The organism is Lonsdalea quercina subsp. quercina (assembly GCF_000688655.1).
Taxonomy (GTDB): domain Bacteria; phylum Pseudomonadota; class Gammaproteobacteria; order Enterobacterales; family Enterobacteriaceae; genus Lonsdalea; species Lonsdalea quercina.
The window spans coordinates 199,114-225,028 of sequence record NZ_JIBO01000007.1 but is presented as its reverse complement, the minus strand read 5'-3'; the positions used below and the strand labels follow the sequence as shown (position 1 = coordinate 225,028).

The window sequence follows — 25,915 nt, the reverse complement described above, 5'->3', positions numbered from 1 at the left end:
CTCTATTGGGGAGCCGCGGTCTGCATTGTTGATGACGTTTTTTATTAAGACAGGAAGAGTATTTTGAATACTGACACCCATACTCTGCACATTGAAGAGATTCTGGAACTGTTGCCGCACCGCTATCCGTTTTTGCTGGTAGACCGCGTACTGCATTTCGAGGAAGGTAAATTTTTACGTGCAGTGAAAAACATTTCCTTTAATGAACCTTTTTTCCAGGGGCATTTCCCAGGTAAACCGATTTTCCCCGGCGTGCTGATTTTGGAAGCCATGGCTCAGGCTACGGGTATTCTGGCGTTTAAAAGCGTCGGTAAACTGGAACCCGGCGAGCTGTACTATTTTGCCGCGATCGACAACGCGCGTTTCAAACGTCCTGTTGAGCCGGGCGATCAGATGGTATTGGAAGTGGAGTTCATCAAAGAACGCCGTGGCGTCGCTCGTTTCAAAGGCGTTGCGAAAGNGGATGGTGAAATCGCTTGTGAAGCAGAGATGATGTGCGCTCGTCGTCGGGAGGCCTGATAACGTGATTGATCAAACCGCCTTTATTCATCCCAGTTCGATTGTTGAAGACGGAGCCGTCATCGGTGCCGGCGTACACATCGGCCCCTTCTGCTGGATCGGTTCTCAGGTAGAGATCGGTGCGGGAACGGTGCTGAAATCGCACGTCGTGGTTAACGGAGTCACCCGTATCGGAGACGATAACGAGATCTATCAATTCGTTTCCATCGGTGAAGTTAATCAGGATCTGAAATACGCAGGCGAGCCGACCCGCGTTGAGATAGGCGATCGCAACCGCATCCGCGAAAGCGTGACCATCCACCGCGGCACAGCGCAGGACGAGGGGTTGACTAAAGTCGGCAGCGATAACCTGCTGATGATCAATACGCACATTGCCCATGACTGCGTCGTGGGAAATCACTGCATCCTGGCGAATAACGCGACGCTGGGCGGCCATGTTTCCGTTGATGATTACGCTATCATCGGCGGTATGACCGCCGTACATCAGTTCTGCGTCATTGGCGCGCACGTCATGGTGGGCGGTTGCTCCGGCGTGGCTCAGGATGTACCGCCGTACTTGATTGCTCAGGGGAATCACGCCACGCCGTTCGGTATCAATATTGAAGGGTTGAAGCGCCGTGGTTTTGATAAGGCGACGTTGCACGCAATACGCAATACCTACAAGCTTATCTACCGTAGCGGTAAGACGCTGGATGAGGTCAAGCCGGAAATCGAAGCGCTGGCCGCGGACCATCCTGCGGTTCAGGCTTATCTGGACTTCTTCACCCGCTCTACGCGCGGCATTATTCGCTGACGCTTATGACCCGTCCCCTGACTATTGCCCTTGTCGCCGGAGAAACCTCCGGCGATATTCTTGGCGCCGGTTTAATTCGCGCCATCAAAAACCAAGTCCCGGATGCGCGCTTTGTCGGCGTGGCTGGTCCGCGCATGCAAGCCGAAGGTTGTGAACCCTGGTACGAAATGGAAGAGCTGGCGGTGATGGGCATCGTGGAGGTGCTGGAGCGCCTGCCGCGCCTGCTGAAAATCCGACGGGATCTGACCCAACGTTTCACCGAGTTGCAGCCTGATGTCTTCGTGGGCATCGACGCGCCGGACTTCAACATCACGCTTGAAGGGCGGTTAAAGCAGCGCGGGATCACAACCATTCATTACGTCAGCCCTTCCGTATGGGCCTGGCGCCAAAAACGCGTTTTCAAAATTGGTCGAGCTACCGATTTGGTGTTGGCCTTTTTGCCTTTTGAAAAGGCGTTTTACGATCGTTTCAACGTTCCCTGCCGCTTCATTGGGCATACCATGGCCGACTCGATGCCGCTGCATCCTGACAAGCTGGCCGCCCGGGCGACGCTGGGGATCGCTCCCGATGTTCGCTGCCTGGCGATACTGCCGGGGAGCCGCGGCGCAGAAGTCGACATGCTGAGCAAAGATTTCCTTCTGACGGCCAGACTCTTGCGCGAATCCTGCCCCGATCTGGAGATTGTCGTACCGCTGGTCAACGCCAGGCGACGGCAGCAGTTCGAAGAGATCAAAAATGAGGTCGCGCCGGATTTGAATGTCCGTCTGCTGGATGGGTTAGCGCGCGAAGCGATGATTGCCAGCGATGCGGCGCTATTGGCCTCGGGGACGGCGGCGCTGGAGTGCATGCTGGCGAAATGTCCGATGGTGGTGGGTTATCGGATGAAGCCGTTCACCTTCTGGCTGGCCAGCAAGCTGGTCAAAACGCCGTGGGTTTCACTGCCCAATTTGCTGGCCGGGCGTGAACTGGTGAAAGAGCTGCTGCAAACCGAATGCACCCCGGATAAGCTGGCAGAGGCTTTGCTGCCTTGGTTACAGGACAGCGTTCAGGTCCACGAATTACAAGAAACCTTTTTACATCTGCATCAGCAGATACGCTGTGATGCCGATGAGCAGGCGGCTCAGGCGGTACTGGAGTTGGCAAAACCATGAATGATGTTTTCGTTTATCCGCAGGCAACCTGCATTGCCGGCGTGGATGAAGTCGGAAGAGGCCCGCTGGTGGGCGCCGTCGTGACCGCCGCCGTCATTCTCGATCCGGCTCGACCAATCGTCGGTCTGGCCGACTCCAAAAAGCTCAGCGCGAAACGGCGCGAGGCGCTGTATCATGAAATCAAAGAAAAAGCGCTGGCGTGGAGCCTGGGCCGGGCAGAGCCGGACGAAATCGACAGCCTGAATATCCTGCNCGCTACCATGCTGGCGATGCAGCGCGCCGTGGCCGGTCTGTCATTGACGCCCGACTATGTGCTGATCGATGGCAATCGCTGTCCAGCCTTGCCAATGCCGTCACAAGCGGTCGTCAAAGGCGATAGCCGGGTGCCGGAGATCAGCGCCGCGTCCATCCTGGCGAAGGTGACGCGAGACCGAGAGATGGAAGCGCTGGATTTACTGTTCCCGCATTACGGTTTTGCGAAGCACAAAGGTTATCCCACGCCTTACCATCTGGAAAAACTGGCGATGCATGGTGCAACTCATCATCATCGCCGCAGTTTTGCTCCAGTGAAGCGGGCGCTGGGGCTGGCGTAGCGTCAGCACAAATTATGTGATGCCTGTGGGCGTATGAGTCGCAGGCGACATTCGATTTAATCAATACTGGGATCTGGAGATGGCCGAACCACGTTTTGTTCACCTGCGTGTTCACAGTGACTATTCCATGATCGATGGGCTGGCGAAGGTCGGACCGTTGGTGAAAAAAGCAGCGTCGATGGGCATGCCTGCGCTGGCGATCACCGACCACTCCAACCTGTGCGGTCTGGTGAAATTTTACGGCGGCGCTCATGGCGCTGGCGTCAAGCCGATCGTCGGCGCCGATTTTTATCTCCAGAGCGAGGAACTGGCCGACGAACTGGCGCACCTCACTATTCTGGCGATGAACAACGCCGGCTATCAGAATCTGACGCTGCTGATATCGCGCGCCTACCAGCGCGGCTATGGCGCTGCTGGCCCGACGATAGATCGCGACTGGCTGGTGGAGCATCAGGAAGGCCTGCTGTTGCTGTCCGGCGGTCGTCAGGGTGACATCGGCAAATTCCTGCTGCGTGGCAATGACGCGTTAGTGGAACAGTGTCTGGCTTTTTATCAGGAACATTTCCCGCAGCGTTACTATCTGGAGTTGATCCGTACCGGTCGGTCGGATGAAGAAAGCTATCTGCATGCGGCGGTGGCGCTGGCAACCAAGCACGGCCTGCCCGTCGTTGCGACCAACGACGTACGTTTCATCAACGCCGACGAATTCGACGCCCACGAAATTCGCGTAGCGATCCACGACGGCTACACGCTGGACGATCCCAAGCGGCCGCGCAACTACAGTCCCCAGCAGTACATGCGCAGCGAAGAGGAAATGTGCGAGCTGTTTGCCGACATTCCCGAAGCGCTAACTAACAGCGTTGAAATCGCCAAACGCTGCAACGTGACCATTCGACTGGGCGAGTACTTCCTGCCGCAGTTCCCCACGGGTGATATGTCGACGGAAGATTATCTGGTCATGCGCGCTCGGGAAGGGCTGGAAGAACGTCTAGCGTTCCTGTTTCCGGACGAAGAAGAGCGAACGCAGCGGCGGCCGGCTTATGACGAGCGCCTCGATATCGAGCTGCAGGTCATCAACCAGATGGGATTCCCCGGCTACTTTCTGATCGTGATGGAGTTTATTCAGTGGTCGAAAGATAACGACGTGCCCGTCGGGCCGGGACGAGGTTCCGGTGCCGGGTCGCTTGTCGCCTATGCGCTGAAAATCACCGACCTCGACCCGTTGGCGTTCGATCTGCTGTTCGAACGATTCCTGAACCCCGAACGTGTTTCTATGCCCGACTTCGACGTCGACTTCTGCATGGAAAAACGCGACCTGGTTATTGATCACGTGGCGGATATGTACGGTCGTGATGCGGTATCGCAGATCATCACATTCGGTACCATGGCGGCGAAGGCGGTGATCCGAGACGTGGGGCGGGTGCTGGGTCATCCCTACGGATTCGTGGATCGCATCTCCAAGCTGGTGCCGCCCGATCCGGGAATGACGCTGGAAAAAGCGTTTGCCGCGGAGCCGCAGCTGGGCGAAATCTACGAAGCGGATGAAGAAGTCAAAGCGCTGATCGACATGGCGCGCAAACTCGAAGGGGTGACCCGCAATGCCGGCAAACACGCCGGGGGCGTGGTGATCTCGCCGACCAAAATTACCGACTTCGCGCCGCTGTATTGTGACCCGGAAGGGCAGCATCCGGTCACCCAGTTTGACAAGAGCGACGTGGAATACGCCGGGCTGGTGAAGTTCGACTTCCTTGGCCTGCGCACGCTGACCATCATCAACTGGGCGCTGGGGATGATCAACCCGCGTCAGGAAAAGCAAGGGTTGCCGCCGGTCGATATCGCCGCCATTCCGCTCGACGACAAAAAAAGTTTCGACATGCTGCAGCGGTCGGAAACCACCGCGGTTTTCCAGCTGGAATCCCGCGGCATGAAGGACTTGATCAAACGTCTCAAACCCGACTGCTTCGAGGATATGATCGCGTTGGTGGCCCTGTTCCGGCCAGGCCCGCTGCAGTCAGGAATGGTGGATAACTTCATCGACCGTAAACACGGTCGGGAAGCCATCTCTTATCCGGATATCGAGTGGCAGCACGAGTCGCTGAAACCGGTGCTCGAACCGACTTATGGTATCATCCTGTACCAGGAACAGGTGATGCAGATAGCCCAGGTGCTCTCCGGCTATACACTGGGGGGCGCGGATATGCTGCGTCGCGCCATGGGTAAGAAAAAGCCCGAAGAGATGGCCAAGCAGCGCTCGGTGTTTAAAGCCGGCTCAGAAAAGATGGGCATCGACGGCGAACTGTCGATGAAGATTTTCGACCTGGTGGAGAAGTTCGCCGGTTACGGTTTCAACAAGTCGCACTCGGCCGCTTATGCGCTGGTGTCTTATCAGACGCTGTGGCTGAAGGCGCATTATCCGGCGGAATTCATGGCTGCGGTCATGACGGCGGATATGGATAACACCGACAAGATTGTCGGGCTGGTCGATGAATGCTGGCGTATGGGCCTAAAAATCCTGCCGCCGGACATTAACAGCGGCCTATACCATTTTCACGTCAACGACGCCGGCGAAATCGTTTATGGCATCGGCGCGATTAAAGGGGTTGGCGAGGGGCCGATTGAGGCCATCATCGAAGCCCGTAATCAAGGCGGTTATTTCCGCGATCTGTTCGACCTCTGCGCGCGCACGGACATCAAAAAGCTCAACCGCCGTGTGCTGGAAAAGCTGATCATGTCCGGCGCGTTCGACCGTCTCGGCCCGCATCGCGCGGCGCTGATGAACTCATTGCAGGATGCGATGAAATCGGCCGAACAGCATGCGAAAGCAGAGGCTATTGGTCAGGTGGACATGTTCGGCGTGCTGGCGGAGACGCACGAGCAGGTTGAGCAGTCCTACAGCACGGTTCCCCCGTGGCCGGAACAGGTAGTACTGGACGGTGAGCGGGAAACGCTGGGTCTGTATCTGACCGGCCATCCCATCAACCAATATCTGAAGGAAATCGAACGTTATGCCGCAGGCGTGCGTTTGAAAGATATGCACCCAACGGATCGGGGCAAAATCACCACTGCGGTGGGTCTCGTGCTTTCCGCCCGCGTCATGGTGACGAAGCGAGGCAACCGCATCGGTTTATGTACCCTGGACGATCGCTCCGGTCGTCTGGAAGTGATGTTATTCACCGATGCATTGGATAAATACCAGCATTTGCTGGAGCAAGATCGAATTTTGATCGTCAGTGGACAGGTCAGTTTTGATGATTTCAGCGGCGGGCTTAAAATGACCGCGCGTGAGATTCTGGATATCAGCGAAGCGCGGGAAAAATATGCGCGTGGACTTGCTATCTCGCTGACTGACAGGCAAATTGATGACCAGTTGTTAAACCGTCTCCGTCAATCGTTGGATCCCCATCGATCAGGGACGATTCCGGTGCATCTTTATTACCAGCGGGAGGATGCGCGAGCTCGGCTACGCTTCGGCGCAGCATGGCGCGTGACCCCGACCGACGTGCTCCTGAACGATCTGCGCACCGTAGTGGGTAATGAACAGGTAGAACTGGAATTTGACTAATATAGGATTACTATGAGTCTGAATTTTCTTGATTTTGAGCAGCCGATTGCAGAGTTGGAGGCGAAAATTGACTCTTTGACCGCCGTCAGCCGTCAAGACGAAAAATTGGATATTAACCTGGATGAAGAGGTTAAGCGTTTACGCGAAAAAAGCGTAGAGCTGACGCGTAAAATCTTCGCCGATTTGGGCGCATGGCAGGTTGCTCAACTGGCACGTCATCCTCAGCGTCCTTACACGCTCGACTATATCAAACGCGTTTTCACCGATTTCGATGAGCTGGCAGGCGNCCGCGCCTACGCTGACGATAAAGCGATTGTTGGGGGTATTGCGCGTCTGGATGGCCGTCCCGTGATGGTCATCGGCCACCAGAAAGGCCGTGAAACCAAAGAAAAAATTCGCCGCAACTTCGGTATGCCGGCCCCGGAAGGCTATCGCAAAGCGCTGCGTCTGATGGAAATGGCCGAGCGTTTCAAAATGCCGATCATCACCTTCATCGACACCCCGGGCGCTTATCCGGGCGTGGGCGCGGAAGAACGCGGCCAGTCTGAAGCGATTGCGCGTAACCTGCGTGAGATGTCCGAATTGAGCGTTCCCATCATCTGCACCGTCATCGGTGAAGGTGGCTCTGGCGGCGCGCTGGCGATCGGCGTGGGCGACAAGGTCAACATGCTGCAGTTCAGCACCTACTCCGTGATTTCCCCTGAGGGCTGCGCCTCTATCCTGTGGAAAAGCGCGGACAAGGCGCCGTTAGCCGCAGAGGCGATGGGTATTATCGCTCCGCGTCTGAAAGAACTGGGCCTGATCGACACGGTGATCCCTGAACCGTTGGGTTCCGCGCACCGCGACGTAGACGCTATGTCGGCATCACTGAAATCTCAGTTGCTGGCTGACCTGCGTGAGCTGGATGCGTTCAGCGATCAGGAACTGTTGAATCGTCGTTACCAGCGGTTGATGAACTACGGCTACTGCTGATTGTTCTCTCCGTCTGAAAAAGTCCGAGGTCAGCAATGNCCTCGGACTTTTTTTGTTATGATGGCCCTCATGTATTCCTCACACCGCGGTTGCCGGGAGTCGCTATGCTGAAACTTCAAGGAATTCATCATATTGCCATCATTGCATCTGACTACGAACGAAGTAAGCGCTTCTACTGCGACCTGCTGGGATTCACCCTGCAGCACGAGATTTATCGTGCCGCCAGAGACTCCTGGAAGGGGGATTTGGCGTTGAACGGCCACTACGTCATTGAGCTGTTCTCTTTCCCGGATGCGCCTTCGCGCGTGAGTCGTCCCGAGGCCCAGGGACTCAGACATCTGGCCTTTGCTGTTGAGGATATCGACCAGTCGGTCAGCGAACTGACCCGCAGGGGCGTAAACTGCGAGCCTATTCGTATCGATGAAGAGACCGGGCGACGATTTACCTTCTTTGCCGACCCGGATGATTTGCCGTTGGAATTGTATGAACGATAACGCCTCTGCTCCTATCGATGAAGTCCTGTTGAACGCGGTTGCGCGTCACGTGACGTCTGGCGGTCGTTACCTGCTCGCCTACAGCGGTGGGCTGGACTCCACCGTGCTGCTCCATCTTCTGGTAACGTTACGCGAACAGCGCGGGCTATTACTGCGGGCGGCGTACGTCCACCACGGACTTAGTAAGTTCGCCGACAGCTGGGCATTGCACTGCGCAAGGCAATGTGCAACCTGGGATATTCCATTCAGCACCCTGCGGGTGAAAGTAGAGGCGGAGCAGGGGGGGATTGAAGCGGCGGCCCGCGAGGCGCGCTATCAGGCCATCCGTCAACATCTGTCCCCGGAAGAAGCGCTGCTGACGGCGCAGCATCTCAACGATCAGAGTGAAACGTTCCTGCTGGCGCTCAAACGGGGCAGTGGTCCTGCAGGGCTGTCGGCGATGGCATCGTCGACACGACTCGGCGAGCAGACGCATTTACGCCCCTTGCTGGACTGTAGCCGCGCTCAACTTGCCGAGTATGCGGCGCATCACGGCCTGCAATGGATTGAAGACGACAGCAATAGCGACGATCGCTTTGATCGTAATTTCTTGCGTCGCCACGTTTTACCTATCTTGACGCGGCGCTGGCCCCATTTTCCGACTGCGGTCTCACGCAGCGCCAGGCTCTGCGCGGAACAAGAGCAACTGCTGGACGAGTTGCTGGCCGAGTCGCTGCAATCGCTTCGCCGCACCGACGGCGGATTGTCGATTACGGATCTGGCATCTTACAGCCCGCAGCGACGCTCAGCACTGTTACGACGTTGGCTGGCGGCTGAGGGCGTGCGGATGCCTTCTCAGGAGCAGCTACAGCGCTTGTGGCGGGAAGNGGCGCTCTGCCGGCGGGACGCGGAACCGCAGTTGCTGCTGGGACAGTGGCAGATTCGACGTTTTCGCGATTGTTTATATGTGTTGCCGCTGCGTGCGTCGGTCAGAGAGGCGATTTTGACCTGGGACCCGCCGTCAGCGCCTTTGGCACTGCCCTCCGGGCTGGGATCGTTGGCGTTGGGGCCGCAGGGGGTTGCGGTTCGCCAGCCCTATCCCAATGAAGCGGTAACCGTTCGCTTTCATGCGCAGGGAAAATTTCATATCGTCGGACGCGAACACGGGCGCCAGTTAAAAAAACTGTGGCAGGAGTTAGGGGTTGCGCCCTGGTTGAGGGAACGGACGCCGTTGATTTTCTACGGCGAACAGCTTATCGCGGCGGTGGGAACGTTTGTCACGCGTGAAGGGCGGCCCGATTCAGAAGAGGCGGCCTGGCGTATTGTCTGGCATCCTGCGTCTCTACCGTAAAAGGGGTTTTAAAGTGAAAACGGACAACCAGGTTGTCCGTTTGAATTTTTGGGAAAAATTTGGTCAGGGTTCGCTAACCACGACTTTACCTATTTCGGGATGGCTGAAGCTAAGGATATGGTCAAGCCGAACTTCCCTGACGTCGCCCGCATCATCAAGCAGCAGATATTCGACGTGCTTGCGAGAGATGATGTCGTTGGCTATCCCGGACACCACCTCACCGTTACGCAATTCCACCGTCAACGTCAGGTGCTGTTGGCAGGTGGCTTCAAGATTCTCGTAATCATCACAATTGATGGGTTGATATTCATGACTCATTGACATAATCGCTCACCAATAAGTTAGCGGCGGCAAAAGCCGCCTGTTCCCTGACTGAGGACGGCAAATCGCTATTGAGGGCGATTTCGTCCAGGGTTTTCAATACACAACCCAGAGCATCGGGTAAATAAGCCAGGTTACCGCCGGCGATCTCTGCATAGAGACGACGTACTAATTCACCATATTGTTGCACTATATCCTCCCTAAGAGCTCAGCCTGGTAGCCTTCAAAATGACTTCACCGGAGGTGATAAGCCTAAGACGAAAATGAACGCTATCTTGCCAGCCGACTATAGCATAGGCATTGAGGGGTTATCAGTATTATGCCCAAGGCGTATTACCAAAGCCGGGGTGTGAGGCACGGCGGTTCTCCAGTACAATGTCGGCCCAAACCAAGAGGTGAAACATGGCGTTAAAAGCAACGGTGTACAAAGCGGCAGTCAATATTGCCGATATGGATCGCCATTTTTTCCACGATGCTGCACTGACAATAGCGCAGCATCCTTCCGAAACCGATCAGCGAATGATGTTGCGGCTCCTGGCCTGGATTTGCCATGCCGACGAAACATTGCGGTTTACGAAAGGACTGTGTGCCGACAACGAACCTGAAATCTGGCGGCACAGTGACGATCAGCAGATTGAACTGTGGATTGAACTGGGATTGCCGGATGAAAAGCGTTTAAAGAAAGCGTGCAGCTTGTCGCGTGAAGTGGTGCTGTATGCCTACAACGAGCGCGCGGCGCGGGTCTGGTGGCAGACGATGGCGGATAAAACTGCGCAGCTTTCCAACCTGACGGTACATTTTCTCGATGATAAGCAACTGATGCAGTTGACCACGTTGGTCCGCCGCAACATGTCGCTGCAGGCCACCTTGCAGGAAGGCACCATCTGGTTGTCAGATGATCAGAATCATCTGGAAGTCGTTTTTGATGACTGGCAATTGGCGCGGCAATAGGGATGATCGCTATTCATTTACGCCATCCTTTCCTTCATTTCTGCGCTGAACGGATGGCTATATCAAGAGCCGCCGTTACGTTGAACTTAAGCAAAACAGACCTCGACCGCAGGTTTGTTACGCGCAGAAAAGCAGGGAGATTATGATGCATAAGCTGATCATCAGTGGTGTTTTGATGTTCGGTCTGTCGGGACTTATCGGCTGCCATTCGCATCCGGCCGTTCAGTCTGAGTCACTCCAGCCTATGGCGCAACATTATCGGGGAACGTTGCCCGATAGCCGGAACATTGTGCTGTATCTCGACGCCGACGGCAGTTTCGTTCTGAATACGCATGCTGTTGATGGCGAAGGGCGTCCTCTGCGCCGGATAGAGAAAGGTCAATGGCTGCGTACCGCGGATAAGCTGGTGCTCACGAATACCCACGGCGGCAAACGTTACTTTTTAGCTAAAAATAACGATTTAACGGTACTGGATGATAATGGCCGCCCGTTGCGTTCCTCTCAGCAATACCATCTGTTTGCCGTAAACCCCGCGTAAACATCGGAGTTGTGACTTTGCAGTCACGGCAAAGCATGCATCCAACGCGGATAGGGATAGCCCGTGGAGCGCGAGATAAAGACTACTTCCGACCTCAAGGCCTGACGTCGGCGCTATCGCTATCCTGCGCTAAGACATCCCTTGTTTCCCGCTCAAAAAGTTTCCCCTCATCAGGGTTTTCTGAACTTACAGCGTTGAATGACTCACAAACATACAATTTGCTGGTGCCAGGAATGACGGGATAGGCGGGGACGAAGATTGGAAGGCGATGAGTCGTGATCAATGGGGGGTACAGGCGTAAGCTACGACCGCCTTACGACGGCCGTGCGATGATTTTCTTTTAATTTATAACATCTTTTTCAACTGATAGAGCCAATCTAGCGCCTGACGCGGCGTCAGCATATCCGGGTCGAGCGTCTCTAGCGCTTCAATCGCGGCCGATGGCTCTTCGGGCGCCAGCAGCATCAACTGCGCCCCGTCGATATGGCTGCTCGAGGCATTATTAGACAGCGTTTCCAGCTCTTTCAGCTTTTGGCGCGCGCGTTTGATTACGTCTTTCGGCACCCCGGCCAGCGCCGCTACCGCCAGCCCGTAGCTCTTACTGGCAGCTCCATCTTGTACGCTGTGCATAAAGGCGATGGTATCGCCGTGTTCTAAGGCATCCAGGTGGACATTGACAACACCTTCCATTTTTTCTGGCAAATTGGTCAGTTCGAAGTAATGGGTGGCGAACAGCGTCATGGCTTTGATCTTGTTTGCCAGCGTTTCTGCGCACGACCAGGCCAGAGACAGGCCGTCATAGGTTGATGTTCCACGGCCGATCTCATCCATTAGCACCAGACTGTGTTCCGTCGCGTTATGCAGAATATTCGCGGTCTCGGTCATTTCCACCATGAAGGTGGAGCGACCCGACGCCAGATCGTCCGCTGCGCCGACGCGGGTAAAGATGCGATCGACCGGGCCGATGATGGCCTGCTCCGCTGGAACATAGCTGCCGATATGGGCCATTAGTACGATAAGCGCGGCCTGACGCATATAGGTGCTTTTCCCGCCCATATTCGGACCGGTGATAATCAGCAGTCGACGCTGTGGGGACAGCGACAACGGATTGGCGATAAACGGTTCGCTGAGCACCTGCTCTACGACGGGGTGACGGCCGCCTGTGATCTTGATACCGGGGCGATCGCTCAATGTCGGGCAGACATAGTTCAGTGTTTCCGCACGTTCCGCCAGGTTGCTCAGCACGTCCAGTTCCGCCAGCGCGCTGGCGCTTTGCTGTAGCTCCGCCAGATGGGGAAGCAATATGTCAAACAGCTGGTCGTACAGCGCTTTCTCCAGCGCCAGCGCCTTACTTTTAGAGGTGAGAACCTTGTCTTCGTACTCTTTCAGCTCAGGGATGATATAGCGCTCGGCGTTTTTCAGCGTCTGACGGCGCACATAGTGCATTGGCACCAGATGGCTTTGGCCGCGGCTAACCTGGATGAAATAGCCGTGTACGCCGTTGAAGCCGACTTTCAGCGTATCAATGCCGAGCTTTTCGCGTTCTCGGATTTCCAGCTTGTCCAAGTAGTCGGTGGCGCCCGCGGCAAGGCTGCGCCATTCGTCCAGCTCTTCGTTGTAGCCGGTGGCGATAACGCCGCCGTCCCGAACCAGAACCGGCGGCGTTTCAACCACCGCGCGTTCCAGCAGATCCCGCAGTTCGTCGAACTGACCTATCTGGCTGGCAAGCCGCTGAATCGCATCGGCGTCGATCGATGACAGCAGGGCATGAATGTCCGGCAGTTGATGGAAGGCATGGCGCATTCTCGCCAGATCGCGCGGACGCGCCGTTCGCAGCGCCAGCCGGGCCAGAATACGCTCCAGATCGCCGACCTGACGCAGAAAAGGCTGCAATTCGACGGCCAAATCCTGTAACGCGCCAATGGCCTGCTGACGCTGCGTTAACGTCTGAACGTTGCGGCTTGGCATATGCACCCAACGTTTCAGCATCCGGCTGCCCATCGGCGTCACGGTGCAGTCCAACACGGCCGCCAGCGTATTCTCGGGGCCGCCGGACAGGTTCTGCGTCAGTTCGAGATTACGTCGCGTCGCGGCATCCATGATGATGCCGTCTTGCTGGCGCTCCATCGTGATCCCGCGAATATGCGGCAGCGAAGTGCGCTGCGTATCTTTGGCGTATTGCAGCAGACATCCGGCGGCGCGCAGCCCGAGCTTGGCCTGTTCGACGCCAAAGCCCGTCAGGTCGCGCGTACCGAACTGCAGATTCAGCTGCNGGCGGGCCGTATCCAGCTCAAATTCCCACAGGGGGCGGCGGCGCAGCCCGTTGCGATGGTCAATCAGCGACATCAATTCAAAGGTTTCGGGATAGAGCAACTCTGCCGGATTGGTGCGCTGTAATTCAGCGGCCATGCTTTCGGCATCGGCGGGTTCCGCCAGTCGAAAACGTCCAGAACTGATGTCCAGCGTGGCATAACCGAATCCGCGGCTGTCTTGCCAAATCGCTGCTAGCAGATTGTCCTGACGCTCCTGAAGCAGGGCCTCGTCGCTGATGGTCCCCGGTGTCACAATGCGCACGACTTTCCGTTCTACCGGGCCTTTACTCAACGCGGGGTCGCCGATTTGTTCGCAGATGGCGACGGACTCACCCAATTGCACCAGCCGGGCCAGATAGTTTTCCACCGCATGATGAGGAACGCCGGCCATCGGAATGGGCTCACCCGCCGAGGCGCCGCGCTTGGTTAATGAGATATCCAGCAGCTGAGATGCCCGCTTGGCGTCATCGTAGAACAGCTCGTAAAAATCGCCCATGCGGTAGAACAACAGAATGTCCGGGTGTTCTGCTTTCAGCCTCAGGTACTGCTGCATCATGGGGGTATGACTATCGAGGTTGTCGGTGGTTTTCATGCGGTTATTTTCATAATCCATTGAATTTACGTTCGATGGTGATTTTTTTTGTTCTTGTAGGGCATCACCGGTGTATCGCAGCGAGCAGCCGATTGTGTTCGTCGTGAAGTCGGAATGCGACGCCTGCCAATCAATCAACGGGCTATCATAGCGGAGCGCGTTCGACAGGAAAACCGATCAACAAAGCGTTCTCGCTCAAGGCCAGCGACGCGATGAGCCAGGAGATTCACTCATGGCCGTTGCTGGCGAGAATACCAAGCTGAAAAAGCATCGGCGGCAACGGATATCGCGACCCTTATTGAGCGCTATACTAGCTCAGCGCCCTGCAAACTGACATAGGTAAAACCTGGAAGCGTCCCGCAAACTTTGTGTGAAATAGCTTATTTGGAAATGGCAGAGACTTGTGTTCGTTTGTAAGAAACGGGGAAGGGGCCACAGCACATGAGGAGTAGCCGGTTCTAGGAAAGAGCATCGCAGCCACCTACAGTAATGATTGTACGAATCGTCAATATGGAAACGTTTCGCGACGTGGTTCATTCATGCTATTTCTCGCTTATTCCCGCGCGATATGGCTTCCCCCAATGTTATCTACCAATAAAACTGCCCGGTATTTTGGCTCCAGCCTAACCACATCAAGGGGGCTTTCTCGATACATTTTGTCTCAACGGTCATGTCGTCAAAACACAGTAAGTCAGTATCTTCGTCCGTTCCTTGGTCTACACGGTAGCCCTCACCGTAGTTTTGGATGAATAAATCATAGCTTCCGTCGTTACGTCTGTGAGGGATGCCATAGGTTGCTTGGATTTTATCTTTATTAGCTTCCCACCAAGCGATCTGGCGGTTTTTCAAGTAGGGGAAATGTTTGACGAGAATGATGTCGCCATCATGTACGGCTACGATTTCCACAGGGGTCAGGGACTCCCAAAGTAAATAACCACTGGCCACAGCTGCAATCAAGCTAGCTACTATTCGTTTATTCACCTCGTCTCCCGCTAATTTCCACTCTGGTATTCATTTCGGTAATAAAAGGCTTATACCCGTACTGTTTTGAGCGCTGTAATACAAACCACAACTTGAAGATGGAAAACTATGATTGTAATTAGTATTTAGGATATCTTTATCATCGAGTCCAAAATGGTCTTGGACACGATAATGGACGACGGCTTTGTAGGAATCCCCTGTATGTCCAGGGACTCAAGTGTGATATGGGTCGCCCAGGTATCGTGAACGGAGAGGCCAAGAGCATTTACATAGTCTAGCCAACGATCAAACTTGGGTAATACGGTATGTTTCTGAATATTTTCGCGAAAACGCGACTCTTTATCCTTAGGGATAAATCCGTTGTCGTAATCGATTGAGGATGCAAGCGTCTTTTTGATATTGAGAAGTGTACTGCTGCTGGAATTGTCTTCCAGGATCTGTTCTTTCAATGCATTGTCCAGAAACGGGCTACTGAATGGCTTACCCGTGTTTTCTTGCATGTGTTTGATCATCTTCATGATGATATTCTCACTCCCCCCTAAAGGAGTAAGATCCGCTGCACTCTCCCTGAATTCATCAAACATCATTGCGGCTGCTTCTTCCTGAGTCACCTTTTCGATAGGAGATGCGTTTTTTTTAAAAAAGTTTTCTGATATCGATAGATATAACGGTTCTAGCATAGGTGTTTCGGCATCTAAAGATCGTATTGNCCTTATGTCGGCCTGTTTTTTTATAAGTTCTACGGGATCCACAACGGAAGATGCATTATTGACATCGATATTATATTTACTTTTCAGCGTTTCAATATCGAGATCGCCGCACTTCATGTCATCCGCTTCATAATCATCCATTTTATGTCTGGTGGTAAAGATGAGCGCCGGTATGGCCATTCTTTGCAGCCCTTGGTGCTCTTTATAAGAGTCAAGCTGCACAAATGGCGCGAACCTTTCTTCGACGATTTGCGGTATGTAACTGTAGGCGGGTCTTTTAATTTGTTTATCAATCAGGTAATTCAGCCTGTCCTTAAGAAAAATAGGCAACCTTTCGTTGAGCCTATTTCCACCGGAAAGAACGCCCATAATCTCCACGCCATAAAACGTGTTTCCATTGCATAACCCTCTGATTGACACCGTTACGCAATCATCCCTCTCAACACCGTTATTGATATCATAACGCCTTAATATCAACGCGATAAATAACCTGTTGAATTGAGTGGTTAATGGCGGTTTGCCTGAAAGCTCACTGTTTGTATCCCTCCGATTCTCATCAACAGAGCTCATGCGGCAATAGGGTAAAAACAGCCGTAGACCCCAAAAGGGGGAAGGGGAAAAGGGGGGGACTGGATCGTCTTTTAAGGTACGACCAGGGCATTTCAATTATTCAACACTGCCCACGCGGCGGGCTGGTGCTATCTGAGTCAGTACGCCAGCTGGCAGGGGTACGCTGCGTCTTATTCTGTTTTCGTGACACGCGTTGTACTGATTCTGGACTCCACCACGCGGCCGCCTGCGTTTTAACCCCTTACGCCACACTTTTTCGATACGTTGATTGTTCTTTGAAGCGGGGCGCTGATGATCGTATATGCTGTCTTTCTGCGCTATTTCACGGCGTTTGTGCTGAAAAAACGCATAGTCTAATGAATGTATGTTGAATAATACCCCATGTTAAAGATGAATGATCGTTTACGATAGCTCGGGGGAATTTACGCTTCTGCGCGGCAGCCATTTAGATTAATTTTTGATTAAATTTTGACTCAGTCTCTCTCTATCATCGGGTGTTGATATAGGTAATGATTTCAATGCCTTTCCGAATGAACTCCGTATCAAATCTAATCTTGAAGACCGCTATATTAGCGCGCAAATAACGTATTTATCCTTTTTATTCAATGGCTTTATTGGGTTTTGTTGATCTTGCTTGGGCTTTTAATAAAAAGTCAGCCGCAGCCCCTGTTTACCGTCCTGGCGAGCTTAACTACGTGCTTTTTCTGCCGATAGTAATGATGTCGGCAATATCGTTGTTTTGCTCATATATATAGGACTTAATATGTCAATTAAACGCTTCTCTCTCATCATTCTTGCTTCACTTTTGCTTATCTTTTTCGCCAGTACGCTATCGAATGTATGGATGCTGATACGCAGCAACAATTCTCTGGATAGTGTGAATAAAGAAATACGCGTTGTGCTGTCGGTCATTGACCCCATCAACCATAGCCGCACCTTGCGCGTGCATCTCATGGAATACATGGAAGATTTGGAAAAAGGGAACAGTCAGAATACTCAGTCGACGCTGGAAGGCGCGAAAGCCGTGCTGGCGAAAGCCGATGCGGCGTTTCAGGCTTACCTCAGTGCGCCGAAACAACCGTCGGAAGGNCCGCTGGCCGACGCATATCGCACCACCTATCTCGCCTACCGCCAGGATGGATTGCAGCCTCTGCTGGATGCGGCGGCCAAAAATGACGAAACCACATTTTATGCGCAGCTGGCCATCGTACGTAAGCTGGATCGTCAGTACGAAATTGCCCTGGATAAGCTCCTGGAATTCCGTGAGCATTATGCGAAACAGCTGAATCAGGACGCTCAGAGTAACTTCACCTTCTCAATGGGCCTGATCGTTACTTTCGCCATCGTGTTTATCGCCATCATGGTCGGGATGATGATCCTGCTGAAGCGCTTCGTTCTGGATCAGCTGGGTGTTGCCAAAGATCACTGTAGTCAGATTGCCAACGGTCATCTGGAAACCTCGGTGAATGGGCGTTTGAAAGGCGAGATTGGCGATCTGATGCGTTCGATGGAGCAAATGCGTCTCTCCTTGGTGCAGATTATCGGGCAGGTGCGCGACTCGAGCAACACCGTTGCTCACGCATCTCAGGAAATTGCGGCGGGCAACATTGACCTGTCTTCCCGCACCGAACAGCAGGCGTCCGCGCTGGCGGAAACGGCGGCAAGCATGGAAGAGCTGGGGGCGACCGTAAAACAGAATACGGCGAACGTATATCAGGCCACCAGCCTGACCCAGGACGCGGTGAAAGCCGCGCAGGAAGGGGAAAAGGTTGCTCAAGCGGTGGGTGAAACCATGCAGGGCATCACCGCCAGTTCCAAGAAAATCGAAGACATCACCAGCGTCATCAACGGTATTGCATTCCAGACCAATATATTGGCATTGAACGCGGCGGTAGAAGCGGCCAGAGCCGGAGAGCAGGGGCGGGGATTCGCCGTCGTGGCCGGTGAGGTGCGCAATCTGGCGCAGCGCAGCGCTCAGGCGGCAAAAGAGATCGAAGGGCTGATCAGCGAATCGGCGAACGGCGTACGCATGGGGTCGGAGCAGGTCACTAAGACCGGAGACGCGATGTCTGCCATTATCACCTCCATCACGCGGATTAACGATTTGATGGGTGAAATTGCAACGGCGTCGGACGAACAGAGCCGCGGCATCGGTCAGATAGAACAAGCCGTGACGGAAATGGACGGTGTGACGCAGCAAAATGCGGCGTTGGTTCAGGAATCCGCCGCGGCCGCTGCGTCGCTGGAAGAGCAGGTGCATCATCTGACTCACGCCGTCTCCTCTTTCAAACTCCCGACGAATGAAAACACGCTGTTACGGCCTACATTAACCCAAAAAACGCCTTCGTCCTCCAGCGTCAAAGCGCTGCCTTCGAGCACCGACGGTAAAAAGACGGGCGAGGATAACTGGGAAAAGTTCTAAAAACAGGTGCGCCAATCACTCACCATCGCTGAGTTTTCCTACGCTGTGGTGGTGACCTGGGAAACGGGCCAAGCCGTACAAGGGAGGTACGGTCGGCGAATGGACTTCCCGGGGGCCGACAAGTGATTGGCGAAGGGCGTTGCGGACTCACACCCTGTGGCGGGGCTAGAGCTGGCCAAACTGTGTTACCAGCTTCTAAGTGAAAACGTCGAATCCGCCATGGATGCTATTAAAAACAAGGTGGCGACGCCTGCGCTGGAACAGACCATCGAAGCCACCATTTATTTGAGCGGCGTCGGCGCTGAATCCGGTGGTCTGGCGGCCGCCCATGCGGTGAATAACGGTATGTCCGTCGTACCGGATTTGCACAAAGCCCAGCACGGTGAAAAAGTGGTCTTCGGCCTGCTGACGCAACTGGTGCTTGAAAACGCGCCGGTCGCCGAGTTCGATGACGTTATCCGCATCATCAAAACCACCGGTCTGCCGTTGACGCTGGAAGATATGGGCCTGAAAACGTTTGTTGAGGCTGAGTGGCGTAAAGTGGCGGAAATTGCCTGCCATAAAGACGACACGCTGGGCAACATGCCGATGGCGGTGACCGAAGAGGATGTCTATAACGCAATGGTCGCGGCGAACAGCCTGGCCGAGCGTTACAAAGCGAAAGCCTAACGCTTGTCGCTGCGTCCTCATGCCAGCCCTATTGCCGGGTTGGCTTGTTGCCGCTTTTCCGCTTTATGCGGCACGTGTCTGTTGACCTCTCTTCTCCTGGACCGTGCGCAATGCATGGGATTTTCACTGCTAATCGGCGGCACTGGCATCGAGCGGTATGAGGNTTTGTTTGTTCCACGTGAACTCATTGCCTGCGCTCTGAATTCATCCGAATTTTTTTTTATCTATTATACTGTCTTCGGTCATTAAACTGAGGCGCAGCAGCAGCTGTGAATAGAGCAGAGATGGAATATTATTGCTTCGTATTAATCAAATTCATTATTGGTTTTACTATTGTCATCACGCACCTGAATGTTTCAGGTAAAACACAGTTATCGCAAATGACGCCGGTGGACTTCATCGGTAACTTCGTTCTCGGGGGGATTATCGGCGGCGTTATTTACAGCGACAGCATCCCACTCTACCAATACATCATCGTGTTATTTATTGGCGTTGGGCTTATTTCTTTGCTGAATTTTATCAGCAAGCATTTTCATCTTTTTCGCTCTATCGCCATTGGCGATCCTTTACCGATCGTCAAAAAAGGTCGTTTTCTGATGGAAAACATCCTGCGACAGAAGAACAAAATCGACATTCTTAATGTCGCCTCGCAGCTTCATTCTCAAGGAATTCGTTCATTCCAACAAATTACCTATGCTCAGATCGAGCCGAGTGGCCAGTTGACGGTGGTCTGCGAAGACAACGAAATGCCTTCGGTCATTGTCATGAAAGACGGTGAAATCAGGAGTAGAGAGTTGGAACAAATTGAAAAAGATGAGGATTGGCTGCAAAACAAGCTTCGTGAGCATGAACTTGAAGAAGATGACATCTTTATCGCGGAGTTTTGGGACGGCAATCTGATGTTTATCCTGCGCGACGGCTCGGTAATGAAGTAACGTTTGTGTGATATTCGGCGGATAGCGGACGTGACGTTTCGTTAATCCGTTTCGACAGATACGTATAATCCTCTGTAATAAAAGTTTTTTCTCCTTTTTCGGGGCCTTTAACCTAGGTTGATGGCCCCGTTTTCGTGCTGCCATAAAGTCCTTTACGTAAAGATGGCTACTCAGCGAGGCTTTAAAACGTTAAAATATGCTCAGCTGAATATACTGCTATTGATTTTATTGGTTTTTTACATACATTTTTTATTTTTAGGAATTTTATCATGCAACAGCTACCCAATTGCCCAAAATGCCAATCCGAATACACCTGGCAGGACAACGACATGCTGAACTGTCCTGAGTGCGGGCATGTTTGGTCAATGGCGGGNGAAGCCGCGGAGCAGGAAGAAGGACTGGTCGTTCGCGATGCTAACGGCAACCTGCTGGCTGATGGCGACACGGTCACTGTGATTAAGGATCTGAAAGTGAAGGGAAGCTCTACCCCGCTGAAAATGGGTACGCGCGTGAAAGGGATCCGCCTGGTGGAAGGCGATCACAACATCGACTGCAAAATCGACGGCTTCGGCGCGATGAAGCTGAAGTCCGAGTTCGTGAAGAAAAACTAATCGCCGTGCTCTCGCTTCCTGAAGTAGCCGTATTGATTTCAGGAAGCATCTCCATTGATGAGTTCCACACAAGCTATCCTCGCCGATCCCTTCATCCATTCCTGGTAGTAAACATATCCGTCTTCCCCGTCCGTGAGCGCTGAAAATATCGCCCTGGGTTTAACATCTTGAGTTTCACNCCAGTCCCAATACCGCGGCCATAACGTCGAGACTGACGCCGTTCGTCAGGCATCGCCCCGGTTTGGCGGCCCTGACTGATTGCGCTGTAGCGGCTTCAACATACAGCGCTGCGCTGTCCATGAACGTGACGCCACCTTGACGGTCGTATAAGCCCGAGAAAAGACTGACGCGCTGTCTGAGATAGAAAAGAGGGGGATTGAACAGCCCGCAGGGGCGACGGTCTTTCACGACCGGCAGGCTGACCAGTGCTTCAATCTCGTAAAAAGCGTCTGTGCCGTCTCAGGGGGAGACCGGGAAACAAATATATCGTGCGCCTCGGTACCCGCAAGCCATGCGTTGTGCGGACCTCATGAGAAACATGGCGAATGAGCACATAGCGTATTATCTTTAAGCGGTGAGTCATGGGTAAAACCATAACAGCGCGAAACGGAAGCCTGGCATCTGCTTTCGTCGGGGAAGTGGCGCAAAGGGATAATAGTGGCGTACGCCATCAATTCTCTATTTTTATTCTTTTTTAGTCTTAACGAAAAAATGCATTAGCCGATATATTTTAGAGAACAGACTTTTTTTGACTCTGATATCAGCTGTTTCTACTACAGAATGTTCTTTCATGCCAAGGTGGCGGTTGAGCCTATTTTCTCCGCTGTTTGATATTCGCCACCAGGAGCCTGTTTACATTTCCAATAATCGCTTTCGGGATGAAAGCATTTGAACTTTATTTCAATACTTCGATGTTAGTTATTACGATAACTCGTCGCTTTTACGGTGTGATGGTATTAATTGAAATATAACAAGGAGACGTATTGTGGCTATATCTGGTATTGAGACACACAGTCAAAATATAAAGCCTTACTATCCCCTCGTGACATCAATCGGCGCGGCGAATAAGAGCGGCTCATCCACAGCGGATAGCGAGAGCGGTTTTCCGCTTAACAGTCAGACGGGAGCCAGCTTTGGCGACGTTTCCACACAGACGTTCACGACGGGGACGGTAAGCGCGTCCGATTCAACCCAGTCGACAGATGAGCGGCTGGAAGATCTTGAGGCACAGCTAGAGTCTCGCGAAGCCCAACAGGCTAAGGACGATAAAGAGGAAGTGCAGTCCGACTCGCTTGAACGTTCTCTGCAAATGATAAATGGGATCCCGATGTACGGCGGCACGTTGGTGTCGATGATCAGCTACCCCGACGGGAGTTGGGTAGCGTACGACGCCTTCTCCGGCGAGCCGGTCACCACCGAAGAGCGGGTGAAGATGGGGCAAGAGAGTAGCAGCGCGGACAGCGATATGTTCAGCTTCTATAGCAAAGGGATATATAAAGGCCTCTCCGCCGCTGAAATTTACGAAAAGATCCAGCAGATGATGGGGGGAGGGGCGGACGAGATGACCTGGGGCATTGTCGGGTCTTCTAAAGTCGCCTCGACAAACGCCTAACGAACGCTTTGCCGTTTGCAAACCTGTCAGGGTGTAACAGGTTCTGATTAAAGGCTATTCCGGCCAGTCAGGCGTGGCTCCTGATGTAGATAATTGTTGCACCCCATCAACTGAATCAGCCGTATTGAACGGCGACCGGAACTCGAGCATTTATCCTTTGTTGATCAGCCTGGATGAATATGTCATTAGCTACTCATAAATCTTCATATTACGCACCTTGTTGTTCACGCTGTTATCGGCGGACGGCTCTTTCAGTCCGCCCACTTTCAAGTCATTGTCGGACGAGTAACCTGTCATCAGCGTGACGCCTAAACCTTTTGTGCAAGCCCATAGCGAGCAGCAATGAGGTTGTGGGGGAGATTTCATTCGATGCGTCGCACCCGTTCCTGGCGCATTATTCGCTTTCTGCATCAGGCTATCAGTCATGATGCCAAACTGCTGGCCAAGCAGACGCTGCCCAGCCCGACCATGCTCCTGCATCCCTCCCTGCATAACACCGCGTGTTATCCCTCGCTTGCCCCGGAAACCGGGACTCCGTCCTGAGTGAAGCGCAGCAGTGGGCTAAGCTCAAACACGTCGTCGACATCGCGAAAACCATCTGGATAATCCCTGATTAAGTCAACGGATCCAGAAGAATCATATCGAGAAAGGCGGCGCCATTCGCTGCCGCCTGCAATAACTGATTGATATCATTTCGCCGCTAACTAAACTGGCTGCATCCAACTTCTCAGCATGCGGGATCCCATGGAGCTGATTCATCTTGTATACCGGCAATATCGTTGGCCTTTCATCGCCGTCATTCTTCTAAGTCTGGCCAGCGCGGCGCTAGGAATTGGTCTGATTGCGTTTATTAACCAACGATTGATTGTCACATCGCATTCGGACCTCTGGGTGTTACCACAGTTTCTGGGTTTGCTGCTGCTTCTGATGGGGATCACGCTGGGCGCCCAATTGGCGCTGACCCTGTTAGGGCACCATTTCGTCAGCCGTATGCGCGGGCAGCTCATCAAACGCATCCTGGACNCCAGTCTGGAGCGCATGAACCACATTGGCCATGCTCAGCTGCTGGCCAGCCTCTCCAATGATATCCGCAGTATCACTATCGCCTTCGTTCGCCTGCCGGAACTGGTGCAGGGCGTTGTTCTGACCGTCGGCGCGGCCTGTTATCTGGCGTGGCTGTCGCCGCGCATGATGCTGTTCACCACGCTGTGGGTGACCGTCACCATCTGGGGAGGTTATTGGCTGGTCTCCCGCGTCTACCGCCATTTCAACCGCGTTCGGGAAATGGAAGATAGCCTGCACGAAGACTATGAGCGGGTCATTTCGGGATGTAAGGAGCTGGCGCTGAATCGGGACCGTGCTCAACGGCTGTACGAGGAGGATTATCAACAGCACGCCAGGGAATATCAGCACCATATCGTGCGTGCCGACTCCTACCATCTCAGCGCGATCAATTGGTCGAATATTATGATGTTGGGCACTATTGGTGCGGCGTTCTTCATGGCCAACGGTCTCGGGTGGGCGGACAACGCGGTGGCCGCGACCTATTCGCTGACGCTGTTATTCCTGCGCACGCCCTTGTTGCAGGCGGTCGGCGCGTTGCCGACGTTGCTCAGCGCACAGGTGGCGTTCGATAAGCTGCGTCGGCTCAAGCTGAACCCTTATCAGGAAGGTTTTCCGGCGTTCGCCGCTCCGCGGCACTGGCAGTTGATCGAGCTACGCGACGTCCGCTTCCGCTATGGTCAATCCGGCTTCGAGATCGGCCCGATCAACGTGCGCATTCAGCGCGGCGAACAGGTGTTTGTCATCGGCGGCAACGGCAGCGGAAAATCCACGCTGGCGATGCTGCTGACCGGACTGTATACGCCGGTCAGCGGACAAATTTTGTTGGATGGCAATCCGGTATCGTTGCCGGACTATCAGGCGCTGTTCTCGGCGGTCTTTACCGATTGTCACCTGTTTGACCGATTGATGGGACCGCAAGGCGAGGCGCCGCCAACGGCGCTAATCGAACGCTGGGTGGAACGTCTCAATATGCAGCATAAACTGCGGCTGAACGGGACCCAAATTGAAGACTTATCGCTGTCTCAAGGGCAGCGGAAGCGGGTCGCTTTGCTGCTGGCGCTGGCAGAGCAGCGAGAGGTCCTGCTGTTGGACGAGTGGGCCGCGGATCAGGATCCTCAGTTTCGACGCGTGTTTTATCAGGTGCTGTTGCCGCATCTGATGGCCGAAGGCAAAACGGTCATCGCCATCAGCCACGACGATCACTATTTCGGTCAGGCGGATCGGTTACTGGAGATGCGCGCCGGTCAACTGGTGGAGCTGACCGGNCAGGCGCGTGCCGACGCCAGCCGCGATGCCGTCGCGAGGATCAACCGTTGCGAGGAAGGGGGCGCGCGCTGACAAGCCGCTTCTTCCGCTCGGCGCTTCGAAGACGCCCGCATAATCGCCGTGTTGCTGCGGTTCGATATTCTTATTCCCCCGCTTTGCTTGTATGATTCAACTCTTGGTATGACAGAAGACGGCTGATGCGATGGCCGTCGACTAAGCACCTTTCCCATACGGGCGATGTCACCTGTCATTCCGGACCACGCGGTGCTCGAAACCCTCACGCATATCCCTGTGCGCGCCGGTTTCTCCGCACTGTATGTGTCCAGACTGGCGGCGGCAATAACGCCTTGTGGGATAGGTTCTATGAATAATTAAGGACTCGTCGTTAAATGACACGACCGATTTTTATGGTTGGCGCCAGAGGGTGTGGCAAAACTACCGTGGGCGGGGAGCTGGCGCGCGCGCTCGGCTATCAGTTCGTTGATACCGATATTTTCATGCAGGAAACCAGTCAGATGACGGTGGCCGAGGTCGTAGCAGCGGAAGGCTGGCCGGGATTTCGCCGTCGTGAAAGTGCCGCGCTTCAGGCGGTGACTCAGCCTGAGTACGTGATTGCCACCGGCGGCGGTATTGTGCTGCTGGACGAAAATTGTCGCTTTATGCGGGAGCAGGGGAGAGTCATCTACCTGCATGCGCCAGCAGGGTTATTGGCTCAACGGCTGGTGGTCGACCCCCAGGCCGAACAACGGCCGACGTTGACGGGGCGCCCAATTGCGGCGGAAATGGCGGCGGTACTGGCAGAACGTGAGGCGCTCTATCAGTCTGTCGCGCACCACGTCATTGATGCGACACAGACCCCTGACTCCATCGTTGCAGATGTCTTGCAGGCGCTCAGGATGGCGGCGGCCTGAGCCTGCGTCGCGGCGACAGCCGGTGCGGCCTTGTT

At 54.0% G+C, this 25,915-nt stretch carries 23 protein-coding genes and 1 pseudogene; 18 read left to right on the top strand and 6 right to left on the bottom strand.

Features of this window, described 5'->3' with window-relative positions; genetic code table 11:
• Nucleotides 1-63: 63 nt before the first annotated feature.
• From fabZ to tilS, 8 genes are all read left to right on the top strand, one after another.
• The gene (fabZ, locus tag RZ35_RS08505; protein ID WP_026742919.1) at nucleotides 64-519 is read left to right on the top strand and encodes a 3-hydroxyacyl-ACP dehydratase FabZ; all 456 of its coding nucleotides are present in this window, start codon (nucleotides 64-66) and stop codon (nucleotides 517-519) included.
• Nucleotides 520-523: 4 nt separating this feature from the next.
• A complete protein-coding gene (lpxA, locus tag RZ35_RS08500) occupies nucleotides 524-1,312 on the top strand; it encodes an acyl-ACP--UDP-N-acetylglucosamine O-acyltransferase (protein WP_026742918.1) in 789 nt (262 codons plus the stop codon).
• 5 nt (nucleotides 1,313-1,317) lie between these two features.
• Nucleotides 1,318-2,463, top strand: a complete 1,146-nt coding sequence (lpxB, locus tag RZ35_RS08495; protein ID WP_036152984.1) for a lipid-A-disaccharide synthase — start codon at nucleotides 1,318-1,320, stop codon at nucleotides 2,461-2,463.
• A complete protein-coding gene (gene rnhB, locus RZ35_RS08490; RefSeq protein ID WP_026742916.1) occupies nucleotides 2,460-3,056 on the top strand; it encodes a ribonuclease HII in 597 nt (198 codons plus the stop codon). Before lpxB ends, rnhB begins: the two co-directional genes overlap by 4 nt.
• A gap of 79 nt (nucleotides 3,057-3,135) precedes the next feature.
• Nucleotides 3,136-6,618, top strand: a complete 3,483-nt coding sequence (gene dnaE / locus RZ35_RS08485; protein ID WP_026742915.1) for a DNA polymerase III subunit alpha — start codon at nucleotides 3,136-3,138, stop codon at nucleotides 6,616-6,618.
• Nucleotides 6,619-6,630: 12 nt separating this feature from the next.
• A complete protein-coding gene (accA, locus tag RZ35_RS08480) occupies nucleotides 6,631-7,590 on the top strand; it encodes an acetyl-CoA carboxylase carboxyl transferase subunit alpha (protein ID WP_026742914.1) in 960 nt (319 codons plus the stop codon).
• Between the two features lie 104 nt (nucleotides 7,591-7,694).
• Nucleotides 7,695-8,084 (top strand): VOC family protein, encoded by a 390-nt coding sequence (locus RZ35_RS08475; RefSeq protein WP_026742913.1) that lies wholly within the window; start codon nucleotides 7,695-7,697, stop codon nucleotides 8,082-8,084.
• Nucleotides 8,074-9,414: a tRNA lysidine(34) synthetase TilS gene (gene tilS, locus RZ35_RS08470; protein ID WP_051625516.1), complete on the top strand. Its 1,341-nt coding sequence runs from the start codon at nucleotides 8,074-8,076 to the stop codon at nucleotides 9,412-9,414. The genes RZ35_RS08475 and tilS overlap by 11 nt, the downstream gene beginning before the upstream one ends.
• A 63-nt stretch (nucleotides 9,415-9,477) precedes the next feature.
• On the opposite strand, the gene rof is transcribed toward tilS, so the two are convergent.
• Both rof and RZ35_RS08460 read right to left on the bottom strand, forming a co-directional pair.
• Nucleotides 9,478-9,738, bottom strand: a complete 261-nt coding sequence (gene rof / locus RZ35_RS17335) for a Rho-binding antiterminator (protein ID WP_071999783.1) — start codon at nucleotides 9,736-9,738, stop codon at nucleotides 9,478-9,480.
• Nucleotides 9,722-9,925, bottom strand: a complete 204-nt coding sequence (locus tag RZ35_RS08460; protein ID WP_026742910.1) for a YaeP family protein — start codon at nucleotides 9,923-9,925, stop codon at nucleotides 9,722-9,724. The genes rof and RZ35_RS08460 overlap by 17 nt, the downstream gene beginning before the upstream one ends.
• Before the next feature lie 212 nt (nucleotides 9,926-10,137).
• On the opposite strand from RZ35_RS08460, the gene RZ35_RS08455 reads away from it, so the two are divergent.
• Together RZ35_RS08455 and RZ35_RS08450 are read left to right on the top strand one after the other, a co-directional pair.
• The gene (locus tag RZ35_RS08455) at nucleotides 10,138-10,686 is read left to right on the top strand and encodes a YaeQ family protein (protein ID WP_026742909.1); all 549 of its coding nucleotides are present in this window, start codon (nucleotides 10,138-10,140) and stop codon (nucleotides 10,684-10,686) included.
• A gap of 145 nt (nucleotides 10,687-10,831) precedes the next feature.
• The gene (locus RZ35_RS08450) at nucleotides 10,832-11,224 is read left to right on the top strand and encodes a copper resistance protein NlpE N-terminal domain-containing protein (RefSeq protein ID WP_051625515.1); all 393 of its coding nucleotides are present in this window, start codon (nucleotides 10,832-10,834) and stop codon (nucleotides 11,222-11,224) included.
• Between the two features lie 345 nt (nucleotides 11,225-11,569).
• Here RZ35_RS08450 and mutS read toward each other — a convergent pair whose 3' ends face one another.
• The 4 genes and pseudogenes from mutS to RZ35_RS08435 form a co-directional block, all read right to left on the bottom strand.
• The gene (gene mutS / locus RZ35_RS08445) at nucleotides 11,570-14,128 is read right to left on the bottom strand and encodes a DNA mismatch repair protein MutS (protein ID WP_026742908.1); all 2,559 of its coding nucleotides are present in this window, start codon (nucleotides 14,126-14,128) and stop codon (nucleotides 11,570-11,572) included.
• Between the two features lie 588 nt (nucleotides 14,129-14,716).
• Entirely contained in the window at nucleotides 14,717-15,109 is a 393-nt protein-coding gene (locus tag RZ35_RS08440) for a DUF943 family protein (RefSeq protein ID WP_026742907.1), read from the bottom strand.
• Nucleotides 15,102-15,200, bottom strand: coding sequence for a DUF3289 family protein (locus RZ35_RS18450; RefSeq protein ID WP_268748623.1), 99 nt, complete (start codon nucleotides 15,198-15,200; stop codon nucleotides 15,102-15,104). The genes RZ35_RS08440 and RZ35_RS18450 overlap by 8 nt, the downstream gene beginning before the upstream one ends.
• An 80-nt stretch (nucleotides 15,201-15,280) precedes the next feature.
• Nucleotides 15,281-15,960 (bottom strand): annotated as a pseudogene (locus tag RZ35_RS08435) (DUF3289 family protein); the annotation flags it as partial.
• Between the two features lie 1,192 nt (nucleotides 15,961-17,152).
• On the opposite strand from RZ35_RS08435, the gene RZ35_RS08430 reads away from it, so the two are divergent.
• The 8 genes from RZ35_RS08430 (at nucleotide 17,153) to aroL (ending at nucleotide 25,880) form a co-directional block, all read left to right on the top strand.
• Complete coding sequence (locus RZ35_RS08430) at nucleotides 17,153-18,811, top strand: methyl-accepting chemotaxis protein (RefSeq protein WP_071999781.1); 1,659 nt, start codon at nucleotides 17,153-17,155, stop codon at nucleotides 18,809-18,811.
• A gap of 219 nt (nucleotides 18,812-19,030) precedes the next feature.
• On the top strand, nucleotides 19,031-19,480 hold the full coding sequence (locus RZ35_RS08425; RefSeq protein WP_235195096.1) for a dehydroquinate synthase/iron-containing alcohol dehydrogenase family protein: 450 nt from the start codon (nucleotides 19,031-19,033) through the stop codon (nucleotides 19,478-19,480).
• Between the two features lie 284 nt (nucleotides 19,481-19,764).
• Complete coding sequence (locus tag RZ35_RS08420; protein WP_026742906.1) at nucleotides 19,765-20,415, top strand: DUF421 domain-containing protein; 651 nt, start codon at nucleotides 19,765-19,767, stop codon at nucleotides 20,413-20,415.
• Between the two features lie 269 nt (nucleotides 20,416-20,684).
• Nucleotides 20,685-21,026, top strand: a complete 342-nt coding sequence (locus RZ35_RS08415) for a zinc ribbon domain-containing protein YjdM (RefSeq protein ID WP_026742905.1) — start codon at nucleotides 20,685-20,687, stop codon at nucleotides 21,024-21,026.
• A 985-nt stretch (nucleotides 21,027-22,011) separates the two neighbouring features.
• Nucleotides 22,012-22,638 carry a hypothetical protein gene (locus tag RZ35_RS08405; protein WP_051625513.1) on the top strand — a complete coding sequence of 209 codons (627 nt, stop codon included), beginning with the start codon at nucleotides 22,012-22,014 and terminating at the stop codon, nucleotides 22,636-22,638.
• 369 nt (nucleotides 22,639-23,007) lie between these two features.
• Entirely contained in the window at nucleotides 23,008-23,181 is a 174-nt protein-coding gene (locus RZ35_RS17945; RefSeq protein ID WP_157755373.1) for a hypothetical protein, read from the top strand.
• Between the two features lie 201 nt (nucleotides 23,182-23,382).
• Entirely contained in the window at nucleotides 23,383-25,041 is a 1,659-nt protein-coding gene (locus RZ35_RS08400) for a multidrug ABC transporter permease/ATP-binding protein (protein WP_026742903.1), read from the top strand.
• Nucleotides 25,042-25,358: 317 nt separating this feature from the next.
• Nucleotides 25,359-25,880 (top strand): shikimate kinase AroL, encoded by a 522-nt coding sequence (gene aroL / locus RZ35_RS08395; RefSeq protein WP_026742902.1) that lies wholly within the window; start codon nucleotides 25,359-25,361, stop codon nucleotides 25,878-25,880.
• The last annotated feature ends 35 nt before the right edge of the window (nucleotides 25,881-25,915 follow it).

Excerpts from the sequence above, each read along its gene's own strand:
- RZ35_RS08450 (WP_051625515.1), top strand. The coding sequence starts at position 10,832 with ATGCATAAGCTGATCATCAGTGGTGTTTTGATGTTCGGTCTGTCGGGA.
- RZ35_RS08475 (WP_026742913.1), top strand. The coding sequence starts at position 7,695 with ATGCTGAAACTTCAAGGAATTCATCATATTGCCATCATTGCATCTGAC.
- rof (WP_071999783.1), bottom strand. The coding sequence starts at position 9,738 with ATGTCAATGAGTCATGAATATCAACCCATCAATTGTGATGATTACGAG.
- lpxB (WP_036152984.1), top strand. The coding sequence starts at position 1,318 with ATGACCCGTCCCCTGACTATTGCCCTTGTCGCCGGAGAAACCTCCGGC.
- dnaE (WP_026742915.1), top strand. The coding sequence starts at position 3,136 with ATGGCCGAACCACGTTTTGTTCACCTGCGTGTTCACAGTGACTATTCC.
- RZ35_RS08425 (WP_235195096.1), top strand. The coding sequence starts at position 19,031 with ATGGATGCTATTAAAAACAAGGTGGCGACGCCTGCGCTGGAACAGACC.
- RZ35_RS17945 (WP_157755373.1), top strand. The coding sequence starts at position 23,008 with ATGCGTCGCACCCGTTCCTGGCGCATTATTCGCTTTCTGCATCAGGCT.
- RZ35_RS08455 (WP_026742909.1), top strand. The coding sequence starts at position 10,138 with ATGGCGTTAAAAGCAACGGTGTACAAAGCGGCAGTCAATATTGCCGAT.
- aroL (WP_026742902.1), top strand. The coding sequence starts at position 25,359 with ATGACACGACCGATTTTTATGGTTGGCGCCAGAGGGTGTGGCAAAACT.
- RZ35_RS08420 (WP_026742906.1), top strand. The coding sequence starts at position 19,765 with ATGGAATATTATTGCTTCGTATTAATCAAATTCATTATTGGTTTTACT.